The sequence below is a fragment of the Streptomyces sp. NBC_01506 genome, assembly GCF_045040295.1.
In the GTDB taxonomy this organism is placed as follows: domain Bacteria; phylum Actinomycetota; class Actinomycetes; order Streptomycetales; family Streptomycetaceae; genus Streptomyces.
The window spans coordinates 5,421,360-5,440,758 of record NZ_CP109422.1 but is presented as its reverse complement, the minus strand read 5'-3'; the positions used below and the strand labels follow the sequence as shown (position 1 = coordinate 5,440,758).

The 19,399-nt window shown below is 72.3% G+C and carries 20 protein-coding genes; 7 read left to right on the top strand and 13 right to left on the bottom strand.

Features of this window, described 5'->3' with window-relative positions; translation table 11 throughout:
• Positions 1-698: 698 nt before the first annotated feature.
• A complete protein-coding gene (locus OG329_RS24145) occupies positions 699-1,313 on the top strand; it encodes a hypothetical protein (protein WP_405798002.1) in 615 nt (204 codons plus the stop codon).
• Positions 1,314-1,401: 88 nt separating this feature from the next.
• Here OG329_RS24145 and OG329_RS24140 read toward each other — a convergent pair whose 3' ends face one another.
• Genes OG329_RS24140 through OG329_RS24125 form a run of 4 tightly spaced genes read right to left on the bottom strand, consistent with a single transcriptional unit; the run spans position 1,402 to position 4,920 of the window.
• Positions 1,402-2,616, bottom strand: coding sequence for an ABC transporter permease (locus tag OG329_RS24140; protein ID WP_405798000.1), 1,215 nt, complete (start codon positions 2,614-2,616; stop codon positions 1,402-1,404).
• The gene (locus OG329_RS24135; RefSeq protein WP_405797999.1) at positions 2,613-3,323 is read right to left on the bottom strand and encodes an ABC transporter ATP-binding protein; all 711 of its coding nucleotides are present in this window, start codon (positions 3,321-3,323) and stop codon (positions 2,613-2,615) included. Before OG329_RS24135 ends, OG329_RS24140 begins: the two co-directional genes overlap by 4 nt.
• A gap of 35 nt (positions 3,324-3,358) precedes the next feature.
• Positions 3,359-4,417, bottom strand: a complete 1,059-nt coding sequence (locus OG329_RS24130) for an efflux RND transporter periplasmic adaptor subunit (RefSeq protein ID WP_405797998.1) — start codon at positions 4,415-4,417, stop codon at positions 3,359-3,361.
• On the bottom strand, positions 4,414-4,920 hold the full coding sequence (locus tag OG329_RS24125; RefSeq protein ID WP_405797997.1) for a hypothetical protein: 507 nt from the start codon (positions 4,918-4,920) through the stop codon (positions 4,414-4,416). The genes OG329_RS24130 and OG329_RS24125 overlap by 4 nt, the downstream gene beginning before the upstream one ends.
• Positions 4,921-5,084: 164 nt before the next feature.
• Here OG329_RS24125 and OG329_RS24120 point away from each other — a divergent pair, with 164 nt between their 5' ends.
• The 3 genes from OG329_RS24120 to OG329_RS24110 are packed head-to-tail and all read left to right on the top strand — an operon-like array spanning position 5,085 to position 7,401.
• Complete coding sequence (locus OG329_RS24120; protein WP_405797995.1) at positions 5,085-5,780, top strand: response regulator transcription factor; 696 nt, start codon at positions 5,085-5,087, stop codon at positions 5,778-5,780.
• On the top strand, positions 5,777-6,994 hold the full coding sequence (locus tag OG329_RS24115; RefSeq protein WP_405797993.1) for a sensor histidine kinase: 1,218 nt from the start codon (positions 5,777-5,779) through the stop codon (positions 6,992-6,994). The genes OG329_RS24120 and OG329_RS24115 overlap by 4 nt, the downstream gene beginning before the upstream one ends.
• On the top strand, positions 6,991-7,401 hold the full coding sequence (locus OG329_RS24110) for a PPOX class F420-dependent oxidoreductase (protein ID WP_405797991.1): 411 nt from the start codon (positions 6,991-6,993) through the stop codon (positions 7,399-7,401). Before OG329_RS24115 ends, OG329_RS24110 begins: the two co-directional genes overlap by 4 nt.
• Before the next feature lie 51 nt (positions 7,402-7,452).
• Here OG329_RS24110 and OG329_RS24105 read toward each other — a convergent pair whose 3' ends face one another.
• Together OG329_RS24105 and OG329_RS24100 are read right to left on the bottom strand one after the other, a co-directional pair.
• Complete coding sequence (locus OG329_RS24105) at positions 7,453-8,319, bottom strand: alpha/beta fold hydrolase (protein ID WP_405797990.1); 867 nt, start codon at positions 8,317-8,319, stop codon at positions 7,453-7,455.
• Positions 8,320-9,053: 734 nt separating this feature from the next.
• On the bottom strand, positions 9,054-9,749 hold the full coding sequence (locus OG329_RS24100) for a metal-dependent transcriptional regulator (RefSeq protein WP_405797988.1): 696 nt from the start codon (positions 9,747-9,749) through the stop codon (positions 9,054-9,056).
• 227 nt (positions 9,750-9,976) lie between these two features.
• Between OG329_RS24100 and OG329_RS24095 the strand changes: the two genes are divergently transcribed.
• The gene (locus OG329_RS24095; protein WP_405797987.1) at positions 9,977-10,732 is read left to right on the top strand and encodes an SIS domain-containing protein; all 756 of its coding nucleotides are present in this window, start codon (positions 9,977-9,979) and stop codon (positions 10,730-10,732) included.
• A 67-nt stretch (positions 10,733-10,799) separates the two neighbouring features.
• Here OG329_RS24095 and OG329_RS24090 read toward each other — a convergent pair whose 3' ends face one another.
• Together OG329_RS24090 and pdxH are read right to left on the bottom strand one after the other, a co-directional pair.
• The gene (locus tag OG329_RS24090; RefSeq protein WP_405797985.1) at positions 10,800-12,263 is read right to left on the bottom strand and encodes a PAS domain S-box protein; all 1,464 of its coding nucleotides are present in this window, start codon (positions 12,261-12,263) and stop codon (positions 10,800-10,802) included.
• Between the two features lie 363 nt (positions 12,264-12,626).
• Positions 12,627-13,340, bottom strand: coding sequence for a pyridoxamine 5'-phosphate oxidase (gene pdxH / locus OG329_RS24085; RefSeq protein WP_405797984.1), 714 nt, complete (start codon positions 13,338-13,340; stop codon positions 12,627-12,629).
• 222 nt (positions 13,341-13,562) lie between these two features.
• On the opposite strand from pdxH, the gene OG329_RS24080 reads away from it, so the two are divergent.
• A complete protein-coding gene (locus tag OG329_RS24080; RefSeq protein ID WP_405797983.1) occupies positions 13,563-14,663 on the top strand; it encodes a citrate synthase 2 in 1,101 nt (366 codons plus the stop codon).
• 55 nt (positions 14,664-14,718) lie between these two features.
• Here the strand turns inward: OG329_RS24080 and OG329_RS24075 are convergent, their stop codons facing one another.
• Positions 14,719-15,846 (bottom strand): FAD-dependent oxidoreductase, encoded by a 1,128-nt coding sequence (locus OG329_RS24075; RefSeq protein WP_405797981.1) that lies wholly within the window; start codon positions 15,844-15,846, stop codon positions 14,719-14,721.
• A 100-nt stretch (positions 15,847-15,946) separates the two neighbouring features.
• On the opposite strand from OG329_RS24075, the gene OG329_RS24070 reads away from it, so the two are divergent.
• On the top strand, positions 15,947-16,633 hold the full coding sequence (locus tag OG329_RS24070) for a TetR/AcrR family transcriptional regulator (RefSeq protein ID WP_405797979.1): 687 nt from the start codon (positions 15,947-15,949) through the stop codon (positions 16,631-16,633).
• A 1-nt stretch (position 16,634) separates the two neighbouring features.
• Here the strand turns inward: OG329_RS24070 and OG329_RS24065 are convergent, their stop codons facing one another.
• The 4 genes from OG329_RS24065 to OG329_RS24050 all read right to left on the bottom strand — a co-directional run bounded on the left by OG329_RS24065 (position 16,635) and on the right by OG329_RS24050 (position 19,328).
• Positions 16,635-16,985 (bottom strand): hypothetical protein, encoded by a 351-nt coding sequence (locus tag OG329_RS24065; RefSeq protein WP_405797977.1) that lies wholly within the window; start codon positions 16,983-16,985, stop codon positions 16,635-16,637.
• Between the two features lie 44 nt (positions 16,986-17,029).
• Positions 17,030-17,629: a TetR/AcrR family transcriptional regulator gene (locus tag OG329_RS24060; protein WP_405797976.1), complete on the bottom strand. Its 600-nt coding sequence runs from the start codon at positions 17,627-17,629 to the stop codon at positions 17,030-17,032.
• Positions 17,617-18,351: an enoyl-CoA hydratase family protein gene (locus OG329_RS24055; protein ID WP_405797974.1), complete on the bottom strand. Its 735-nt coding sequence runs from the start codon at positions 18,349-18,351 to the stop codon at positions 17,617-17,619. Before OG329_RS24055 ends, OG329_RS24060 begins: the two co-directional genes overlap by 13 nt.
• A 74-nt stretch (positions 18,352-18,425) precedes the next feature.
• Positions 18,426-19,328, bottom strand: coding sequence for an alpha/beta hydrolase (locus OG329_RS24050; RefSeq protein ID WP_405801989.1), 903 nt, complete (start codon positions 19,326-19,328; stop codon positions 18,426-18,428).
• Positions 19,329-19,399: the final 71 nt, after the last annotated feature.

Sequence of the window (19,399 nt, the reverse complement as noted above, 5' to 3'; positions counted from 1 at the left end):
GCCGGGAGTCGGGCCCGGAGGCCCACGCCCGTCCTCCAGCCGCACTTGGCCGAAGGGCAACCGCCGACCCTCCAGCCGGGGCCGGGCACCCCGTCCCCCGCGTCCACGCGACGGGCCATCCGCCCGGACGGCGGGGCAGGCGGGGACCCGCCCTCGTACGGGGCCGTCCGCCGGCTTCCCGGCCCGGGGGGCGCCCCAGGTGCGGCGCGCAGTGGGCCACCCACGCGGGGAGCGAGGCCCATGTACCCACGCCCCGGCCGCACTCGGCCGGAGGGCGGGACGCCGACCTTCCAGCCGGGGGCCGGGCACCCCGGCACCCGCGTCCACGCGACGGGCCATCCGCCCGGACGGCGGGGCGGGCGGGGCAGGCGAGGCGGGCGGGGACCTGCGCCGAGTGGCGGCAGTTGTGCGTCCGACGGGGTCACCTCGACCACGCGCGCGGTGAACGCTCCGCTCACCGCGCGAGCCGCTGACGCCTCCCGCACGAAGCGCGCGCGGAACCCGTCCCGTCTTCGTCCGCCAGACGCGGGCGGATCACCTTGACGCGTACAACCGCCTGCCTCGGACAGCTCCTGGCGCGTCCGGCGGCGGGCCTCGTGGGTGTCGCTTCACTCTGCTGGGTGGAATCGGCCCCGTAATAAGGGGCCTTCGGCCCCGCCATGCCCGGTGTCGTCGGCGTCCGCCTCAACCATGAGCGCATGTCACTACCCAGCCTGCGTTCGCTGGCCGGTCGCGTGGTTCCCGCGCTGCTGGTCGCCCAAGCCGCCTTCCTCTTCCTTCCCCCTCAGTCCGCCTCTGCCGCCCAGCAGTTGGCGCACCCGTGCCGAGCGCTGGCCAGTTGCGGTTCGGTCGTCGTCGCGCCTGTCTCCCAGGCGGCCCCGGATCACGGTCCCTGCACCAGCGCCGAACCCGTCGTATGTCTGATCCGCAGTGAGACTCCGCAGCAGCGCGAGGTCGCCCGCGATCAGCGGATGCGCTACCACGACCTCCTTGAGGACATGGAGCGCGCGGAGTGCGCCATGCGTGCGGAAGGGCGCTCCGAGGAGGACATCGCCCGCACCCTCGTCCAGATGCGCAACGACGCCAAGGACGTCGTCCGCGCCGGCATGACCCGCGAACAGGTCGCGGAACTGGAGGCGCGCAACCAGAAGAAGTACGGCAACCCGCTCGGCCCCACGGCGGACCAGCTCTATCTGAAGTACGGCTCCTGGGAGAAGGTCACCGACGCCGCCACGCGTTCGAGTGCGGCCGTGGACCGCGAACTCGGCCTGGAATTCCGTCACTGCCCCTGTGAAGTGCTCCAGGTGGCATGACTCGGCCGTCACCCGCCGCATGGTGCGGACGGGGACGGCGGGGGGCGGGGGCGGGGCCGACACGGGTCGGTCCCGCCCCCGCCCCTTCTCACGCCGCGTGCAGCGCCAGCGTCGGGGAGAGGCGGGAGGCGCGGACCGCCGGGTAGAGGCCCGCGACCGTGCCGATCGCCAGCGTGGCGGCGAAGCCGCCGCCCATCGCCCATGGCGGTACCACCCAGGGCAGCCCGCCGGATCGCGCGTACACGCCCGTCGCCGCCGCTCCCAGCGCCACACCGGCCAGCCCGCCCAGGCCGGAGAGCATCAGCGACTCCGTGACGAACTGGATCCGGATCTGGCCCCGGGTGGCGCCCAGCGAGCGGCGAAGGCCGATCTCGTAACGCCGTTCCAGCACCGAGATGATCATGGTGTTGGCGACCCCGACCCCGCCGACGAGCAGCGCGATGCCGCCCAGCCCGAGCAGCAGACTGCTGAACGCGCCCTCGGTCGCCGCCTTGGCCCGCAGCGCCGACGACGGGTCGGTGACCTTCACGTTCTGCGGGTTCCGGGGGTCGACGGTCGCGGCCATGACCGCGCGTACGGCCCGCACCGACGCGTCCGTCGAGCGCTCGTACACCGACGTCGGGTGGCCGTCGAAGTCCAGCAGCCGCTTCGCGCCCTCCCAGCCGACCAGCGCGGACCGCTCGATCTCCGGGGCCAGCGGAAGCGGGTCGAGGATGCCGACGACCGTGAAGTAGCGGTCACCGATCCACACCTGCCGGCCGGGCTCCGTGATGCCGAGACGCCGGGCGGAGACATGGCCGAGGACGACGGAGGGGTAGCGGCCGGTCGCCTTGTTGAGCCAACTGCCGCTGCCGACCTCGCCGCGCAGCACCTTCAGCAGGTCCTCGGTGGTGGCCTTGACCGCGATCCCGGCGGTGTCGTCCTCGTCGATCTTCTCGTTGCGGAGTACGGAGGCGTCCAGGTCGGCGGTCGCGCCGACGTCCTGTACGCCGTCGATCCTGCCGACCATCCCGGTCGACTCCTCGGGCAGCTTCACGTCCTGGCCCGCGAACATCGACTCGCCGGGCGAGGCCACCAGCAGGTTGGTGCCCAACTTGTCCAGTTCGCGCAGTAGTTGGGCCTGGCTGGAGGACGAGATGCCGACCACCGCGACCATGGTGGCGATGCCGATCGCGATGCCCAGCGCGGACAGCACGACCCGCATCGGGCGGCTGCGCAGCCCCGAGGAGCCGACGTGCAGTACGTCGCGGGGGCCGAGCCGGGCCGCCGTCAGCCGCCGCGCCCCCCGCCCCTGGGCCTTCACAGGCCCGCCCCGATCCGTATGTCGTTGCGGATGTCCGCGACCACCTCGCCGTCCCGGATGCGTACCTCGCGCGGCAGCCGCCCGGCGATCTCCATGTCGTGGGTGATGACCGCGATGGTGGCCCCCTCCTGGTTGAGGTCGTGCAGCAGTTGCAGCACCGCCGCCCCCGACGCCGAGTCCAGCGCCCCGGTCGGTTCGTCGGCCAGCAGCAGTGCGGGCTCGCCGACCACCGCCCGCGCGATGGCGACCCGCTGCTTCTGTCCGCCGGAGAGCTGGTGCGGCCGGTGGTCGAGCCGGTCGGCGAGCCCGACCCGTTCCAGCGCGGCCACGGCTTTTCGGCGGCGTACCGAGCGCGACAGGCCGGAGTAGAGCAGGCCCTCGGCGACGTTGTCCCGGGCGCTGACGCCCGGCACCAGGTGGAACGCCTGGAAGACGAAGCCGACGTGCTGGGCGCGCAGGGCGGAGAGCTTGCGGTCGGAGAGCTTCGCCACGTCGTGCCCCGCGATGCGCACCGAACCGGCGGTCGGGCGGTCGAGGGTGCCGATGATGTGCAGCAGGGTGGACTTGCCGGAGCCGGACGGGCCGACGATGGCGAGGAGTTCGCCCTCCTCGACCGTGAGGTCCACCCCGCGCAGGGCACTCACCCCGCCCGGATACTCCTTGGTGACCCCGGTGAGGCCGACGACCGTACTCGCAGGCGTACTCACAGGCGGCGTACTCGCAGGCGTACTCGCAGGCGCACTCACAGCGACGGCACCCCGACCTTCATGCCCTCGCGCAGCCCGCCGCCCGAGACCTCGACCCGGCCTTCGGCGAACATGCCCAGCTCCACCTTCACATCGCGCGCGGCCCCCTTCTCCACGACCTGGAGTCCGAAGCCGCCGCCGGACAGGGCGAGCAGCGCGTTCACCGGGACGCTGAGGACGTTCTCGCGTGTCTCGCCGGTCAGATTGACGGTGACCGGGGACTGGTCGAAGCCGTCGACCCGGTCCGGTTCGCCGAAGGAGACGGTCAGCGTGACCTTGGGCTCGGTGTCCTGCGGATCGTCGCCGGGCTTCGCCGTCCTGCCGACCGACGCGACGGTGCCGGGCGCGCTCGTACCGTCCGGCAGATCGACCGTGACCTTGGTGCCCGCCTTGGCGAGCCCGCTCTCGGTCACGGGCAGGGCGAAGGTCACGACGCGCTCGGAGCCGGTGGTCGTGAGGACCGGGGCGCCGGGCTGGGCCAGGTCGCCGACGGGCGTCCCGATGCTCTTGATCCGTACCTCGCCCGGCGCGAACGCGACGTCCCCCGGCCCCAACTCGCCCGTCCGCTCGCGGTCGTGGGCCTTCTGCCAGCGCTTGACGGCGGCGGCGGTGAGATCGGTGTACTCGTCGTCGGGCGTGAAGCCGGTGTAGCCGAGGTCGGCGAGGTTACGTTCCAACTGCTCGACGTCCCGGCCCCGGTCACCCGGCTTCACCGTCCGGTACATCGGCCCCGAGCCGTACATCAGCCGCACCGCCCGCCCGTCGATCTCGTACAGCCGCTCGTCGCGTTCGACGGTCGAGCCGGTTCGCGGGGTCCAGGTCATGGTCCCGGCCACGCCCGCGTTGACCTTGCGCTGTTTGTCGAAGCCGAGCTTCCCGTCCGCCTGGGCGCTGTCGCGCAGGTCGCCGCGCTGGACGGCGGCGGTGTCGGGCGGGAGTCCGGTGTTCTGCCGGGCGTCGGCCCGGTCGGAGCCGCCGAGTTGGGTGAGGGCGAGGGAACCGGCGGCGACAGCGAGCACCGCCGCTCCGGCGGCCAGGACTTTTCCGCGCCTCATCGGCCGGCGCTTTCGCAGGCCTTGTTCGCCTTCTCGAACTTCTTCATGTCCTTCTCCTCCACCATGGGCGCGGCTTGCATCGCGCCGCTTTCGAACGTGGGGTCGGGCATGTCGATGCCGTTCTTGCGCATGCACCGGGCGAAGGCGAGCTGCTTGTCCTTCTCCGCCTGGGTCAGCTCTTTGGGCCCCCCGCCGACGGCCTTGTCCTGGCACGCCTTGAACGCCTTCTCCACCTCTGCTTCGCTGCCCCCGAGTTCGAGGGTCGCGCCCTCCCCGTCCGTCTTCGGCTCGGGGATGTCCAGGCCCTGTTCCCGCAGGCACTTACGGTGCTCCAGCGCCTGGTCCTCCTCGGTCTTGACGCTGTCCCCGCCGCCGGATCCCGCGTCCTCGGCACCGCCGCCGGAGTCGCCCGAGCAGGCGACGAGCCCCAGGGCGAGGGAGGCGAAGAGGGCGGCGGCGGCAGCGGTGTTGCGGCTCGCGGTGAACTGGTTCAGGAAAGTCATGACGACTCCTCGTCCATGGGCTGACAGACCGGATACGGACCCGGATACGGACCCGGATACGGACCCGGATACGAACGGTCCGAGCGTGCGCGAGGTCCCGGTTTCGTTTCTCTCAAGCCGAATGCTTACGCCGGCGAAACATCGTTGTCGGATATAGAGATCCCATGCGTGTGCTGGTGGTGGAGGACGAGGAATTCCTGGCCGAATTGATCGCCGAGGGGCTGCGGCGGGACGCGATAGCCGTCGATGTGGCCCTCGACGGCCATGCCGCCCTGGACCGGCTCCGGTTCGGCGCGTACGACGTGCTGATCCTCGACCGCGACCTGCCGGGTCTGCACGGGGACGAGGTGTGCCGGCAGGTGGTCCGCTCCCGGCTGCTCACCCGCGTCCTGATGCTGACGGCGTCCGGGACCGTACGGGACCGGGTGGCCGGTCTCGGGCTCGGCGCCGACGACTATCTGACCAAGCCGTTCGCGTACGACGAACTCCTCGCCCGGGTTCTGGCGCTGGGCCGGCGGGCCAGACCCGCGCTGCCGCCGGTGCTGGAACGGGCCGGGCTGACGCTGGACACCGCGCGCCGCCAGGTCAGCCGCGACGGCCGCTATCTGTCCCTGTCGCGCAAGGAGTTCGCCGTACTGGAGACGCTGCTGCGCGCCGAGGGCGCGGTCGTCAGCGGTGACGATCTCATCGAGGAGGTGTGGGAGGAGGACACCAGCTACCGCACCAACGCGGTCCGGGTCACGCTCTCCAAGCTCCGCGCGAAGCTGGGCGCCCCGGCGGTGATCGAGACCGTCCCGGGGGCGGGCTACCGCATCAGCGACGGCACCGGCGCTCCCGCCGGCCCGCGGGGCGACCGGTGAACAGCGAGCGGGCCCGGCTGACCGGGCTGTACGGCGGACTGCTGGTGCTGGCGGGCGTCCTGCTGACGGGCGGGGTCTATCTGCTGGTCAGCGAGGGCATGTACGCCAATCTGCTGACGGCGGTGTTCCCGACCGTCTCCGCCGGACAACTGGACGCCGACTTGGTCCTCGGCACCCCGGCGGACGAACAACTGGCGCAGACCGTCGTCGCCGACCCCGGCCAGTTCGCGGTGGCGCGCAAGGTCAGCAGCGCGGCCGGGGACGCCGCCCTCAGCCAGTTGCTCACGGTCTCCGGGATCGCCCTCGCCGCCTACTCGGCGCTGTCCGTCGCCCTGGCCTGGTGGATGGCGGGCCGGGTGCTGCGGCCGGTCGGTGTGATCACGGCGCGGGCCCGGCGGCTGTCCGGCAGCAATCTGCACGAACGCCTCGCGCTGAAGGCACCACCCGGCGAACTCAAGGAGCTGGCCGACACGTTCGACGGAATGCTGGACCGGATCGAGGAGCTGGTCTCCTCCAGGCAGCGGTTCGCCGCCAACGCCGCCCATGAGCTGCGTACCCCGCTGGCCGTGCAGCGGGCCGCCGCCGAGATCGGGCTCGCCGACGACCCGACGCCGCAGAACGTGGCCCGGATCCGGGCCAAGCTCATCGAAACGGCCACCGGCAGCGAGCGGTTGATCGAGGGGCTGCTGCTGCTCGCGGTCTCCGACGAGGGCCTGCGGCGCAGGGAGCGGGTCGCGCTGGACGAGACGGGCGCGGCGGTGACCGCCGCGCTGGCGGCCGACGCCGAGGCCCGGTCGATCACCGTCGAGTTGACGGCGCGGCCGGTGACGGTCGAGGGCGACGCCGTCCTGCTCGACCACCTCGTGCACAACCTGGTCTCCAACGCCCTGCGCCACAACCACCCCGGCGGCACGGTCCGCGTCGACGTCGGCCCGCAGGGGCCGCAGACCGTCCTGGAGGTCGTCAATACCGGGCCGGTGATCGCGCCGGAGACCGTACCGCTGCTGTTCGAGCCGTTCCGCCGTGCCAAGGCCCGGCTGCACGCACCGGGCGAGGGCGCGGGCCTGGGCCTGTCCATCGTGGCGTCGGTCGCGCGGGCACACGGCGGCGAGGCGACCGCGGAGGCGAACCCCGGGGGCGGTCTGACCGCCCGGGTCGTCCTGCCGAGGTGCCCCCAGGCCGTGTCCGGACAGGACCTAGACTCGCCGGTATGACTGTCTCCCTCAGCGCCGGCGCCCGGAAGCTCCTCGACGGCCGCAACCACGCCGTCCTGTGCACGATCAGCCCGGACGGCAGTCCGCAGTCCTCGGTGGTCTGGGTCGGTACGGACGGCGACGATCTGGTCATCTCCTCGCAGGCCGGCCGGCGCAAGGTGACGAACGTGGCCGGTGAACCGCGGGTCAGCCTCTGTGTGTTCGACCTGGCGGACCCGGAGCGGTACGTGGAGGTGCGCGGCACGGCCACGGTCGGCGAGGACGTCGGCCGGCGGACGGCCGTCGCTCTCGCGGAGAAGTACAGCGGCCCCGGCGCCGGGGAGGAGTACGTGAACCTCCCGCCCGAGGCCGTACGCGTCACGATCCGGATCACCCCGCAGCGGCTCACGGGCAACGCGGCGGCCTGATCCGGTAGATGATCCGGTAGATGATCCGGTGGATCGCGCCTCCCGCAGCCGTTACGGGGTCAACGCGCCGTCCAGGAAGGGCTCTATCGCCGCGCGCCAGGCTTCCGGCTGGTCGTAGTGCACGAGATGGCCGGCGTCCGTCACCTCCGCGTACTGCCCGCGCGGCAGGACCCGGACCATCTCCTGCGCCTCCGCGCGGCCCAACTCGCCGTCCAGGCCCCGTACGACCAGCGTGGGGCAGCGGACCTGCGCCAGTTCCTCCCAGTGCGCGTCGTGCACCCAGGTCTCGCGGGAGACGAGCATCTGGCGGCGGGAGAAGACCGGCCGCCAGCCGTCGGCGCGCTCGGCCATCACCTCGGCGAAGAACTCGCCGCGGCCCGGACTCGGCCGCTCCAGCCACGGATCGTCCTCGGCGAACCACTTCCGTACGTCGGCGAGCGTCGCGAACGGGACGGGCCAGGAGCGGAACCAGTCGTCCCACTCCCGCTGTGACGCCGCCCCCAGCGCGGACGCCCGCATGTCGCTGATGATCAGCGCCCCGACCAGGTCGGGCCGCTTCGCCGCCAACTGCCAGGCGGTGAGCGCCCCCATGGCGTGGCCGACGAGGGTGACGGGCGCCAGGCCGAGCTGTTCGATCACCGCCTCGGCGTCCGACACGTACGCCTCGCGGGTGTACGCCGCTGTGGACGGCTTGTCGCTGCGGCCGTGGCCCCGCTGGTCGAGCGCGACGGCCCGATGGCGGCCGGACAGCCAGCGCGCGGTGGACTTCCAGTGCGAGGCGCGGCCCATCAGTCCGTGGAGCAGCAGCACTCCGGGGGTCGTACTCCCCGCCCCGGCCGGCTCCTTGGGCGGATCCGCGAACTCCCAGGCCGCGAGCCGCAGCCCGTCGAAACCGGTCACGTCGATGCGCTGCACCATGTGTCCTGGCACCCCCTTCGGTCCTGAGTGGTCGAGTCCGATGGCACCGGCCCGATGCTGTGCCGTTCGGTCGTGCGGTCCCCAGACTATCGAACTCTCGTTCGAAAACATGGCTGTGGCGCGCAACACCGCTCGTTCGAGTGACCATGGTCCAGGGTTGGCCGAAGCGCCGCTGGGGAGATCTTCTGCGGGAGGCGGACCACTCGGGGATGAGGGTCCGTGGGGATCGACCCTGGGAGCTCGGGGCTCCGGGTCGAGCAAGGGGAGGACAGGCCCCGGCGCCGCGCGGCGCCGGGGCCCTTAACCTTCGGGGCGGGGCCGGGCGACACGGACCGGGCGCACCGGACGGACCGGTTCAGCGGCTCGTACAGCACATCGGTGGCGGCGTCGGTCACCGCGCGCGCACCCGGTATCGCGCACATCGCGGGCACAGCGACAAGCATCAGGCGCACAGCCCCGCTCCCTCCTCGGCCGCGCGACGAGGTCCGCGACCGGCTGCCCTCAGGCCCTACGCTCCCCGGCCAGCGTGGCACGCGAATCGCCCGCGCGCTGCCATTCCGCCGGGAAATCGCATTCTCCGTCGCCGGAGGAACACGCTCCGCAGCCGCCACCGGACACCGGGAAGCCCGCCCGCGAGCACCGTACGAACACGGCAGCACCCGGCACGTGCCCGGCGGACCGACCGCCCGGGTCCCGGAACCGAGTGACGAGAGGCGGTCCGGGTCCCCGGGAGGTCAGCGCTTGGCGACGAAGACGTGCGAGGCGACCTCGGAATTCAGCTCGGCGGCCTCGCCGCTGCTGCCCACGAGCACCCCGCCGACCGGCGACTGAGTCACGCTCACCACGGAGCCGGGCTGCACGCCCGCCCGCCGCAGCGTGTACATGAGCTGGGCGTCGGTCTGGATCGGCTCGCCGATCCGGCGCACCACGACCGTCTTGCCCTCGGTGCCCGGGTCGAGATCGGCCAGGCTGACCATGCCCTCGTCGAGGAAGGGGTCGGCCTCCTTCTTCTCGCCCAGCTCCTCCAGCCCCGGGATCGGATTGCCGTACGGCGACTCCGTCGGGTGCCGCAGCAGCTCCAGCACCCGCCGCTCCACCGCCTCGCTCATCACGTGCTCCCAGCGGCACGCCTCCGCGTGCACCTGCTCCCACTCCAGGCCGATCACGTCGACCAGCAGACACTCGGCGAGGCGGTGCTTGCGCATCACCCGGGTCGCGAGCGTGCGCCCTTCCGCCGTCAGCTCCAGATGCCGGTCCCCCGCGACCTGCACCAGTCCGTCGCGCTCCATGCGGGCCACGGTCTGGCTGACCGTCGGCCCGCTCTGATCCAGCCGCTCCGCGATCCGGGCGCGCATGGGGACCACACCTTCCTCTTCGAGCTCGAGGATGGTGCGGAGATACATCTCCGTCGTGTCGATCAGTCCGGACATACGTGCCCCTCAATGCTGTGACATGAAAACAACCGTGCCCTGCCCCGGCCCCTGCTCAATTCTGACGCATCGCACTGACAACCGTGCCGTACGGGAAGCCACCTCTGGCGAAGCCGTATTGACACGGTAAAGGTCCAGACCGCAACGTGATCCGCGGCACAGGCATTCCCGCGCCCTGTTCCACCCTCTTCTCCGCTTCCCCAAGCCTCCTAAAGAAGGGTCTCTCCATGAGCGAGAGCACGCTGGCCGGTCAGTTCTTCGGCGCCGCGATCGGTCTGCTGGAGCGCGTACGCGACGAGGAGGCCGCGAACATCGAAGCGGCCGGCAAGGCGATCGCCGAGGCCGTCGCCTCCGGCGGCCGTGTCTTCGCCTTCGGCGCCGGACACTCCTCGCTCGCCGCGCAGGACGTCGTCTACCGGGCGGGCGGTCTCGCCGTCATGAACCTCCTCACCGTGCCGGGCGTCACGGGCGTCGACGTCATGCCCGCGACACTCGGCTCCGCGCTGGAACGGGTCGACGGCCTCGCGAGCGCGGTACTCGACTCCAGCCCGGCGCGGGCCGGTGACGTCCTGGTGATCGTCTCGCTGTCCGGGCGCAACGCGCTCCCGGTGGAAATGGCCCTGAACGCACGGGCGTTGGGCCTGAAGGTGATCGGGGTGACCTCGGTGGCGTACGCGACGGAGACGAAGTCCCGGCATGTGACGGGGACGTACCTCAAGGACCACTGCGACATCGTGCTCGACAGCAAGATCGCGGTGGGCGACGCGGAGCTGTCGGCGGACGGCATCGAGGCACCGTTCGCGCCCGCGTCGACGGTCGTGACGAGCGCGCTGATGCAGGCGATGGTGGCGACGGCGGCCGGCGGCCTGGTCGAGCGCGGCATCGACCCGCCGCTGCTCAGGTCGGGGAACGTGGACGGCGGGCACGACTGGAACATGCGCGTGATGACGGAGTACGGCGACCGGATCTTCTACCGCAACTGACGCCGGACGGTCCGGGGCGGTCGAGCCGGGACCGGCCGGGGGCGACCAGGGGGCGACCGGCGGCGGCTCACGCCTCCGGCCGCGTCTCCTGCGCCCGGAGCAGATCCAGCGAGGCCGCCATCCGGGCCGTGACATCCTCCGCGTACACCGCGTCCTGGCGCTCGAAGGACGGACGGCTGGCGCTCCGCAGGAACGTGACCACGCCCAGGGTCCTGCCCCGGCTCCGCAGCACCGTACAGAGCGCGTGCACGGAGTCGGGGGGCCACTGGCGGGAGACCGACCAGGTCGGGGTGGTCGAGACGCCCGAGGGGGCGCTCGCGCGCACCGAGCCGGTCCGGGCGACCGCCTGGAGCGCCGGATGGCCTTCCCGGTAGCGCACGGGGATTCCGCCCGTCGCCACCGGCTGGCAGGGGCCGACCGAACCGCCCGGTGTCGCCGCGACCCGTACGAGCCTGGTCGGCGGTACGTCTCCGGTCGACGTACCACCCGCCGGAGCAGCCAAAGTCGCTGCCGCCGGATCGCCGTGCACCAGATCGATCAGGGCGTGGTCGGCGAAGCCCACGAGCGCGAAGTCCAGACAGACCGTCGCCGCCTCCATCGGGCTCTCGCACTCCCCCGCCGCCCGCCCCGCGCGATGCAGTTGGCTGGAGCGGAAGCGCAGCCTGTCGGCCTCCTGCGCGGCGAGCTTGGCCTCCGTGACGTCCTGGAACAGCCAGCCGACGCCCAGCGGCACCGGCTCCTCGGCCAGCGGCGAGGCCAGCCGGAGGAAGCCGCTGCGCCAGCAGCGCCGCCGCTCGCCCCCGTCCGGCGTGCGCAGCGTCACCCACAGCTCGGAGAGCGCGCGAGGGGCGCCCTCGGCCAGTACGTGATGAAGCGCGCCCTCCAGCTCCTCCACGCCCTGCGCGACGGTCTCGCCCAGGGGCCGCCCGAGCAGCGCCGCGCGGCCCGAGCCGAGCGCACGCGCGGCATGGCCGTTGACGACGGTCGGCCGCAGATCGACGTCGACCAGGACCACGCCCCACACCGCGTCGTCGAACAGCGCCTCGCTGAGCGCGATGGACCGCTCGAGATCGATCTGCGCGTGGACCTCGCTGAACGCGCAGTACACCCCGGCGGGCCCGCCGTCCGCACCGCGCACCCCGGCCGACTGGGTCCGTACGAGCACCCGGCTGCCGTCCTTGCGCAGCAGCGCGAACTCGTGCACCAGCCGTCCGGGCACGTTCATCGCCGACATCAGCCGCCCGCGCACCTCGTCGGCGTCGGCGCTGCGCACGGCCCAGCCGGCGAATCCGCGCCGGCCGACGGCTTCGTCGGCACTCCAGCCCAGTATCCGCTCGGCCTCGCGGTTCCAGTGCGTTATGACGCCGTCGGCGTCGAACGCGCAGAGCGCCGCGTCCATCCCGTCGAGCAGCGCGGCGAGCAGATCCGCCCCGGGACCGCTGTCCCCACCCGGGCCCGTCACCTCGGCCGGGCCGGATCCCGGCTCGTCGGGGCCGGGCGGGCGAGTGGTCTCACTCCGGGAAGCACTCATCGTTGGCACCCCCTGCCGGCTGCTTGGTCACACCTACGATCATTCAACTCGAACGTGACTCAGCACACACCTGGTTCCCGGAAATCGTTGTGCGGTGGAAATCCAAAATAATCACTTGTGGGTCGACGGACGCCTTCCTAGGGTGGTGAGCACACTAGAAGGGAGGTGGTTCGGAAGTGATTTCAATCCGGACAAGTGAGGTGGCTGCGGGCTGACGCCCGTCGTCGCACACGTGCGGTGCCGGTGAACCACCGGCCCAATCCAAGCAGTCACCCGACCCGCGTGCTCGCCGGTAAGTCCGGCCGGCTCCTCCCCGGAGGAACCTGAGCACGCGGGTCGTCTGCGTTGCCGGTTCCTACCGGTTCACGGGCAGAGCCGCTCCACCCGCCAGCCCGCCGCCTCCGTCACGTACCGCAGCCGGTCGTGCAGCCGGTTCTCGTGCCCCTGCCAGAACTCGACCGCGTCCGGCGCGACCCGGATGCCGCCCCAGTGCGGCGGGACCGGGACCTGCTCGTCGGCCCCGTAGCGGCCGTCCAGCTTCTCGTACCGCTCCAGCAGTTCGGCGCGCGAGCCGATCGGCGCGGACTGGTCGCTCGCCCAGGCGCCGAGCTGGGAGCCGTGCGGGCGGGTACGGAAGTACGCCGCCGTCTCCTCGTGGCTGACGCGGGACGCCGTACCGGTGACGATGACCTGGCGGGCCAGCGGGTGCCAGGGGAAGAGGAGGCCGACGTAACGGTTCGCCTCGATCTCGCGGCCCTTGCGGGACCCGTAGTTGGTGAAGAAGACGAAGCCCCGCTCGTCGTACCCCTTGAGCAGCACCGTGCGGGACGACGGGCGGCCGTCGGGGGTCGCGGTGGAGACCACCATCGCGTTCGGCTCGTGCAGCCCGCCGGCCACCGCGTCCTTGAACCAGCTCGCGAACTGGTCCATCGGTCCGGCGGCGAGGTCGCTCTCCAGGAACGCGGCCGTGCGGTACTGCTCGCGCATGACGGCGGGATCGGGCGTCTCGGCGGGATCGGGGGTCTCGGCGGGGACGTCGACGGTCTCGGGGGGCGGAGTGTGAGGCACGCGACCCATCCTCGCGCAATGCCGAGGGCGTGGCATGGTTGATTCGATGACCGAGCTGGGCAGGACGGTGAGTAACGGATGACCGTTCCGGACCGCGAGTCGTAGGACAACGACCGCGGATCCGTGCCGGCGCCGACAACTTCTGACACCGGACCGCGGGCCGTAGGCCGTAAGCCGTGCTCCCGGTTCAGCCGCACGCTTCCGCGTCCGTCACACCAGAGGAGCCGCCTGATGTCCGATTTCGTACCCGGACTCGAGGGAGTCATCGCTTTCGAGACGGAGATCGCCGAACCGGACAAGGAGGGCGGTGCCCTCCGTTACCGGGGCGTCGACATCGAGGATCTGGTCGGCCGCGTTTCCTACGGGAACGTGTGGGGCCTGCTCGTCGACGGCGCCTTCAATCCCGGTCTGCCGCCCGCCGAGCCCTTCCCCCTCCCCGTCCACTCCGGCGACATCCGCGTCGACGTGCAGTCGGCGCTCGCGATGCTCGCCCCCGTCTGGGGCCTCAAACCGCTCCTCGACACCGACGAGGCCACGGCGCGCGACGAGCTGGCGCGGGCCGCCGTCATGGCCCTGTCGTACGTGGCGCAGTCGGCGCGCGGCCAGGGGGTGCCGATGGTGCCGCAGAGCGAGATCGACAAGGCGGAGTCGGTGGTCGAGCGCTTCATGATCCGCTGGCGCGGGGAGCCCGACCCCCGGCACGTCAAGGCGGTCGACGCGTACTGGACGTCGGCGGCCGAGCACGGCATGAACGCCTCGACGTTCACCGCCCGCGTCATCGCCTCCACCGGCGCGGACGTCGCGGCGGCCCTGTCGGGGGCCGTGGGCGCCATGTCCGGACCGCTGCACGGCGGCGCCCCGTCGCGCGTCCTCGGCATGATCGAGGAGATCGAGCGGCTGGGCGACGCCACGGCCTGGGTGAAGCAGGCGCTCGACAAGGGCGAGCGGCTGATGGGCTTCGGCCACCGCGTGTACCGGGCGGAGGACCCGCGCGCGCGGGTGCTGCGGCGTACGGCGAAGGAGCTTGACGCGCCGCGTTACGAGGTGGCCGAGGCGCTGGAGAAGGCGGCCCTGGCGGAGCTGCACGCGCGCCGCCCGGACCGGGTGCTGGCGACGAACGTGGAGTTCTGGGCGGCGATCATGCTGGACTTCGCGGAGGTGCCGGCGAACATGTTCACGTCGATGTTCACCTGCGCGCGTACGGCGGGCTGGTCGGCGCACATCCTGGAGCAGAAGCGGACGGGCCGGCTGGTGCGGCCCTCGGCGCGGTATGTGGGCCCGGGGTCGCGCGACCCGCGCGAGATCCCGGGGTACGACGCCATAGCGTCCTGACCGCTGACCGCTGAGTGATCGCTTGCCCGGCCGCCGGACGAACGTTGTGCGGTTCTCACCCTGCTGGCGCTGCCGGTTCGGCGGGCCGGGCCGTGAAGAAGCGGACGATGTCTTCGGCCGCGGTCGGGGACAGCATCATCGCCTGGACCCGTGCGGACATTTCGGCGATCGCGTGGGACCTGGTGAACATCGCCTCCTCGTACGTCCGGATCGCCGAGTGCGGGTCGGCGGGGTCGGCGGCGAGCCGGCCGGCGAGTTCGGCGCCGTCGAGCATGGCCTGGTTGGCGCCCTCGCCGACCGGCGGCATGAGGTGCGCGGCGTCGCCGATGAGGGTGACGCCCGGCCGGCCGGACCAGCGCGTACCGATGGGCATCGTCTCGATCGCGCGCGGCACCGGCGCGCCGTCGCCGGCCTCGATGAGTGCGGTCAGGCGAGGGTCCCAGCCGTCGAACATCTCCAGCAGAGCGCGCTTGCCGCAGTACGTGTCGACGGGGCGGTCCGGTGCGCGCAGCGAGATCCCGACACGCAGTGCGCCGTCGCCGAGGCGTTGGGCCGCCAGGATCTGGTTCACGCCGACGCACCACAGGTTCCCGGGCCCGACCAGCTCGGCGAGATCGGGACGGCGCCGGTCGACGTCTTCGACGGTCAGCTCCACGAGGGTGGCCACGTAGGACAGTTGGACGTCGGTCAGCAGCGGCCGGACGACCGAGCGCGCGCCGTCCGCGCCGATGAGGATGTCGCAGTTGGTGCGGTGGCCGCCGTGGAACGTCAACTCCCAGCCCCCGTCAGGTCGTGGGGTCGCGGCGGCGAGCCGGTGCCCCCAGACGACGGTGTCGCCGGGGAGGGAGTCGAGCAGAAGATCACGCAGTGCGCCGCGGTCGATCTCGGGACGTCCGTCGAACGAGCCGGGCTGCGGCTCATGGTGGACCAGGGTCCGGCCGGCCGGGTCGAGGATGCGGTGTTCCTCGCCCTCGGGCCGCGCCCGCGACCGGAACCGGCCGTCGAGACCCGCCTCGGCCAGGGCGTGTTGCCCGGACTCCGGGTGCAGGTCGAGCGAGCCGCCCTGCTGCCGGGCGGACCGGCCCGCCTCGCGCTCGTACACCACCGCGTCGATGCCGAGCCGGTGCAGGACCCGTGCCAGTGTCAGCCCGCCGAGGCCGCCACCGGCGATCGCTATGCGCATTCCGCCACCCTTCCCGTACACTGTATCTGTGGATACACCGTACGGTAGCGAGACGCCGCCCGTTTGGGAACGGCCCGAACCTCAACCGCGGGCGGCGCCCGTGCCGTTGAGCCGCGAGAAGATCGCGACTACGGCGATCCGGCTTGCCGACGCGCACGGCCTCGACGGTCTGTCGGTCCGCAAGCTCGCCAAAGAACTCGGCGTCGGTCCGATGCGGCTCTACGACTACGTGGCCAACAGATCCGAACTGCTCGATCTGATGGTCGACGTCGTCTATGCCCGGATCGCCGAGACGGGCTCGGACTCGGACTCGGACTCGGGCTCGGACTCAGACTCGGCACCGTGGCGCGCCACGGTGCTGGCCATCGCCCACGCGACCCGTGCCGCCGCCCTCGACCACGAGTGGTTCGCCGATCTGCTCGGCGGAAGGCCGCACTTGGGACCTCACGCGCTCGCCGTGGGCGAAGCGACCGCGGCGGCACTGAGCCGGGCGCCCGGCGTGCGCGGCGTCGACGGTCTCCAGCGGACCTTGGGCGCCCTCAACGCCTTCCTCGTCGGAGCGGTCCGCAGCGAGGTCACCGAGCGACGCACCGCCCGTGCCACCGGCACCGACGAGGCCGCCTTTCAGGCCGGCCTCGGCCCCTACCTCACCCGCATGTTGCAGACCGGCAAGTACCCCACCGTCGCGCGGCTCGTCATCGAAGGCGCCCACCTCGACGCCGAGGAGACGTTCGACCACAACCTGACCACCGTCCTGGACGGCATCACCGGCCGATCCCGCACGTGAACTACAGGCCCTGGTTCTCGTACGCGTCCGTCACACAGTCCCCGTCGCAGCGGTTCCACTCGTAGCGCTCGCGCAGCGCGACCGCCGCCGATTCGCGTGGCACGGTGGCGTGGCCGAAGTGCTCGGCGGCCACGGTCAGTACGTCGTCGACCCGGACGATCGCCGGTTCGTCCGCCGCCGCCGCGTGGCGGGCCGCCGCGATCGCCATGTCGGCGGAGCGGCGCAGATCGCGGGGCAGCCGCCGGTTCTTGACGTTCCGCGCGCGCACCCGCAGATACGGCTTGCGCACCTGCCCCTTCCAGACCGCCCCGGCCGCCATGAGTACGGCACCCGCCGCGACGATCACGAACACGCCTTCCACCGCCACCGCCGTCCCCGCCGTCCCCGCCGTCCCCGTCAGCCCAGCGCCGTTTCCAGGATCCTGGCCCACTGCGCGACCACCCGGTTCCGCCGCTGCGTGTCGTCCGTCAGGAGCGTGGCCAGCCCCAGGCCGCGCGCCATGTCCAGCAGGCCCTGGACGGTCTCGCGTACGCCGGGCACGGACTCGTCGGCGCCCAGGAGTTCGACGGTCATACGGTGCGCCTCGCGGCCGACCCGCGCTTCGAGTTCGGTGACGCGGGGCCGCAGTTGCTCCTCGTCGGAGGCGGCGACCCACAGATGCAGCGCGGCCCGGAACAGCGTCCCGGTGTAGAGCGCGACGACCGCCTCGACCACCTCGCGGCGGCGGGTCGGCCCGGCGGGCCCGAGGGCGCGCAGGGCGGTGGAGCGTTCCTCGGCGACGTACTCGACGGCCGCCGTGAACAGGTCCTCGCGGGTGGGGAAGTGGTGCTGCGCCGCGCCACGCGACACCCCGGCGCGTTCGGCGACGACGGAGACGGTGGAGCCCGCCCAGCCGTGTTCGGCGAGGCAGGAGACGGCGGCCTCCAGCAGCCGTCGCCGGGTGGCGCGGCTGCGGTCCTGCTTGGGCGCGGCTAGGCCCTGACCTAGCGCACCCACGCCGCGTCCCGCCGTTCGAGGAAGGCCGCCATGCCCTCGCGGGCCTCGGCCGTGGCGAAGAGGGACGCCGAGCGCTGGACCAGGTCCTCCGCGTACCGGTCGAAGGTCTCCAACACCCCAGCGGTGAGCAGCTTCTTGGACTCGGCCAGGCCCTGCGGGGACCCCCGGCGCAGGGCGTCCAGCAGCGGGGTGAGCGCGCTGTCCACGTCGTCGGCGGCCTGGGTGACGAGCCCGTCCGTGACGGCCTCGGCCGCGCCGAACGTCTCGCCGGTGAGGTAGTGCCGGGCGGCGGCGCGCGGTGTCATCCGGGGCAGCAGCGGCATCGAGATGACGGCGGGCGCGACACCGATCCGTACCTCCGTGAAGGCGAAGTCCGAGTCGCTGGACGCGACCACGATGTCGCAGGCCCCGAGCAGCCCGAGGCCACCGGCCCGGACATGACCGGTGACACGGGCGACAACGGGCTTGGGGTGCTCCACGATCTGCCGCAGGAGCGCGACGAAGGTGTACGGGTTCGGCGGCTCCTTCAGATCGGCCCCCGCGCAGAAGGTGGTGCCGGTGTGGCTGAGGACCACGGCGCGTACGGACGTGTCCTTGGCGCAGTCGGCGAGCGCCTCGCCCAACTCACCCACCAGCCGCGCCGACAGAGCGTTGCGCTTGGCCGGCGCGTCCATGATCAAGGTGGTGATGCCGCGCTCGTGCGCGGTCGCGACGAGCGTCACGTGGTCTCCGTCTTTCCTTGCGCGGTCCCTTGTGGTGCGCGAGGTTCAGAGGGTGGCAGCGTGCGCCGCATCAATCAAGCGAGCATGTCCAGGGCTTCCGCGACCGGGGTGGGATCCAGCGGGCCGACGTGTGACGCCTCCGGGAAATTGCGCACGCGGAACCTGTTGCCGGGTGTGATCGCGTCGGCCTCCGCGATCATCCTGTCCTGGAGTGCGGTGGCGATCGTACGGTCCTTGCCGAAGCGCAGGTAGGTGCGGGGAACGCGTCCCCAGTTGGCGACCCGGCCGACCGCCCGGCCCGCGTACGCGGTGATGGGCTCGTCGGTCTGCATGCCGGCGAGTATCCGGCGGTAATCGGCGTCGGGGTAGTCCGCGCAGATCATCTCCTTCAGGAGGGCGAGTTCATGGCTGTCTCCTGTACGGAAGTTGAGTCGCAGTACACCGAGCCGGTCCGGGTCGCCCACCGTCAGCTCGACCGGGCTGACGGCGTTCGCGTTCTCGGGTGCCGCCGTGCAGGCGTCCGCCGTGGGCAGGGCACGGCTGGGACAGAAGGCCGCCATGTAGCAGATGTGGTCCAGCAGATGCGGGACGGCGTCGGCGACGCGGCTGACCGATACGCCGCCCAGGCTGTGCCCGACCAGCACCACCGAGCCGTTGCGTGCCGCCCGCCGCACGACGCCCGTCACCCGCGCCTCGTACTCCTCCAGCCCGACGCCCTTCAGCGGCGACGGCTCGGTCGCCATCGCCTTGAGGTCCTGGCGCTGATACGCCTCCGGCACGAAAGCCTCCGCGCCGTGCCCCGGCTGGTCCACCGTGACGACGCGGGGACCGCGCAGGGTCAGCTCCCGCGCGATGGGCGTCCAGAACGCGCCCGCGCTGTGGGTGCCGTGCACCAGCACATAGGTGGTGATCCCGCGACGCGGGTCCGCCGCCGCCGGCGAGGCACCGAGCCCGGTGGCCAGTGCCACGCCCCCCACCGCGAGTCCCAGGCCACGCAACGCCGACCGGCGGGTGGCACCTGTTCGTTCTTCGTTCGTCGCATTCATCA

Bases quoted from the DNA above. Each gene is read 5' to 3' on its own strand.
- OG329_RS24145 (WP_405798002.1), top strand. From the start codon at position 699: ATGTCACTACCCAGCCTGCGTTCGCTGGCCGGTCGCGTGGTTCCCGCG.
- OG329_RS24130 (WP_405797998.1), bottom strand. From the start codon at position 4,417: ATGAGGCGCGGAAAAGTCCTGGCCGCCGGAGCGGCGGTGCTCGCTGTC.
- OG329_RS24125 (WP_405797997.1), bottom strand. From the start codon at position 4,920: ATGACTTTCCTGAACCAGTTCACCGCGAGCCGCAACACCGCTGCCGCC.
- OG329_RS24120 (WP_405797995.1), top strand. From the start codon at position 5,085: ATGCGTGTGCTGGTGGTGGAGGACGAGGAATTCCTGGCCGAATTGATC.
- OG329_RS24110 (WP_405797991.1), top strand. From the start codon at position 6,991: ATGACTGTCTCCCTCAGCGCCGGCGCCCGGAAGCTCCTCGACGGCCGC.
- OG329_RS24105 (WP_405797990.1), bottom strand. From the start codon at position 8,319: ATGGTGCAGCGCATCGACGTGACCGGTTTCGACGGGCTGCGGCTCGCG.
- OG329_RS24100 (WP_405797988.1), bottom strand. From the start codon at position 9,749: ATGTCCGGACTGATCGACACGACGGAGATGTATCTCCGCACCATCCTC.
- OG329_RS24095 (WP_405797987.1), top strand. From the start codon at position 9,977: ATGAGCGAGAGCACGCTGGCCGGTCAGTTCTTCGGCGCCGCGATCGGT.
- OG329_RS24090 (WP_405797985.1), bottom strand. From the start codon at position 12,263: ATGAGTGCTTCCCGGAGTGAGACCACTCGCCCGCCCGGCCCCGACGAG.
- pdxH (WP_405797984.1), bottom strand. From the start codon at position 13,340: ATGGGTCGCGTGCCTCACACTCCGCCCCCCGAGACCGTCGACGTCCCC.
- OG329_RS24080 (WP_405797983.1), top strand. From the start codon at position 13,563: ATGTCCGATTTCGTACCCGGACTCGAGGGAGTCATCGCTTTCGAGACG.
- OG329_RS24075 (WP_405797981.1), bottom strand. From the start codon at position 15,846: ATGCGCATAGCGATCGCCGGTGGCGGCCTCGGCGGGCTGACACTGGCA.